Source organism: Agrobacterium sp. CCNWLW155, from assembly GCF_036888815.1.
GTDB lineage: Bacteria > Pseudomonadota > Alphaproteobacteria > Rhizobiales > Rhizobiaceae > Agrobacterium > Agrobacterium radiobacter.
The window spans coordinates 1-1,297 of record NZ_JBAKFW010000057.1 but is presented as its reverse complement, the minus strand read 5'-3'; the positions used below and the strand labels follow the sequence as shown (position 1 = coordinate 1,297).

Genomic DNA, 1,297 nt, shown 5'->3' with positions numbered 1-1,297 from the left:
TGGGGTCGGAACAAGAGCAGTCCGAAATCGTACGCTAAGGTCGAACGAAACCGGAACGATACCGTAGATCGGATGTGCAACATCCGATCTCTGTGGATTGCCATCGACATGCGCCAATTTTGATTTCTCTGTCCGGCCCGACTCGACAACGCTTCGAGCAGATTGCTCATCAATGGAGTCGGGCGATGGCAAAGCGCAAGCTTCTTAAAGATCAAGATCGCCGGAAGCTTGTCGACATACCAGTCGACGAGGATAACCTAATCCGACACTATTCGTTGTCATTGGCGGATCGCCTGGAGATTGAACTGCGGAGACGTAATCACAATCGGCTCGGCTTTGCCATCCAGCTATGTCTAATGCGATACCCGGGTCGAGTGCTTGGAGCAGAAGAAACTCCGCCTCGCGCCATGCTGAAGTATGTTGCTGATCAGATCGGCGCCGCTCCAGACGAATTTGCCCTCTATGCACGCCGCGAAGAAACCCGTCGGGATCATATGGCGCGGCTAATGGTGTATCTGGATACGAGAAGCGCGACGCTGCAAGATCGCCGCGCCGCGCTATTGGCGGCAATTCAAGCGGCGACCATGTCCGACGACGGTGCTGCGATAGCCAGTTCGACTGTCGCCGCGTTTCGCGAACGCGGCGCTCTTCTGCCGGCGATCGACACGATCGAACGCATCGGCCTTGCCGGCCGTGCCATAGCCCGGCGGCGAGCAGAAAGAACCCTGATTGAAGACATCCCACTCGATAGGCTTCAATCACTGGATAAGCTGTTAGAGGTTGACCCGTCGATCGGCCAGACCCGCTTTCATTGGCTGCGTTCGGCACCAGAAGCGCCGGCCGCGTCGAACCTCGTCGGGCTGACCGAGCGGATAGCCTTTCTGCGGCGGCTGGAGATCGATCCGGAACTGCAGGCGCGCGTGTCATCCGGACGGTGGGACCAGATGATCCGGGAGGGCAACGCAACGCCGGCCTGGCTTGCCAACGACTTCAACGCCAGCCGTCGCCACGCTCTGATCGTGGCCCAAGTCATCAAGCTTTGCCAGAAGCTCACGGACGATGCGGTGACGATGTTCATCAAGCTGATGGGTAAATTGTTCTCGCAAGCCAACAATCGAAAGAAGCAGCGACAGATGGACTGCAGAGCGAATACCGCCAAAGCGCTGCGCATGTTTCTAGATACGATCACCGCACTGCAGTCCGCCAACGACTATGGTCGAAACGCATTGGATGTTCTCGACCAGAAAGTCGGATGGCACCGGCTGCTGAGAATGAAGCCAGAACTCGAGTCGATGGT

General features: G+C 57.4%; 1 protein-coding gene. It reads left to right on the top strand.

Annotated elements, in window-relative coordinates; genetic code table 11:
• Positions 1-185: 185 nt before the first annotated feature.
• The coding region (locus tag V6S97_RS29090) for a DUF4158 domain-containing protein (RefSeq protein WP_334428448.1) at positions 186-1,297 on the top strand (1,112 nt) is incomplete at its 3' end.